Origin of the sequence: Collinsella sp. AM34-10 (assembly GCF_003469185.1) — a bacterium.
Classification (GTDB): domain Bacteria; phylum Actinomycetota; class Coriobacteriia; order Coriobacteriales; family Coriobacteriaceae; genus Collinsella.
On the sequence record NZ_QSIL01000026.1, the window covers coordinates 1 to 950 of the forward strand.

Below are 950 nucleotides of genomic sequence, written 5' to 3' on the forward strand. Positions count from 1 at the left end.
AGCAAAAGCCCCGCAGTCGGAGCGGACTGCGGGGCTCATGAAGAGAGGCTAGTTTGCGGGCGTCTTGCCTGGCGCCCACGAGAGAGGCAACAGAGTAGAGACTACTCGTGGATGCGCGTACCGGAGAGACCAGCCATGGTCTCGGCGGCCTTGTCCAGAGCGCCAATGATGCAGGTGCGGCCCTTGCGAGAACGGGCGAACTTGATGGCAGCGCGGACCTTGGGCTCCATGGAACCCTTGCCGAACTGACCCTCGTCGGCCAGGCGCTCGGCCTCGTCGGCGGTGAGGTCCTCGAGCTCCTCCTGGTTGGGCTTGCCAAAGTTGATGGCGACATGCTCAACGGCGGTCAGCAGGAACAGGACGTCGGCGTCGCAGTCCTCGGCCAGCAGCTCGCCGCCCAGGTCCTTGTCGATGACGGCGGGGACGCCCTTGTAGCAGCCCTTGTTCTCGTAGTCGCGGACGACGGGGATGCCGCCGCCACCGCAGGCGATGACGATGAACTCGTTGTCGAGCAGGTTGAGGATGGAGTCGGCCTCGACGATCTTCTTGGGATCGGGGGAAGCGACGACGCGACGCCAGCCGCGGCCGGAATCCTCGACGAAGACCTTGGAGGGATCCTCGGCCATGAATTCCTTGGCCTGCTCCTCGGTATAGAAGGGGCCGATCGGCTTGGTCGGGTTCTTGAACGCGGGATCGTCGGGATCGCACTCGATCTGGGTGACGACGGTGGCGGCGTGCCAACGCTTATAGCGCTTGTGCATCTCGCGGCCGATGCCCTGCTGCAGGTGATAACCAATGTAGCCCTGGGACATGGCGCCGCACTCGGGCAGCGGCATCTCGGGGGTGCCGATAGCGTCGTGGGCAGCGGCGAAGGCGTTCTGGATCATGCCGACCTGCGGGCCGTTGCCGTGGGTGATGATGATCTCGTTACCCTGCTCGATAAGACCAAG

Annotated in this window: 1 protein-coding gene; it reads right to left on the minus strand. The window is 64.4% G+C overall.

Annotated features, from left to right (window positions below; translation table 11 throughout):
• Positions 1-101: 101 nt before the first annotated feature.
• Positions 102-950 (minus strand): carbamate kinase (gene arcC, locus DW823_RS09640; RefSeq protein ID WP_147350686.1); only part of this gene is annotated, 849 nt, incomplete at its 5' end.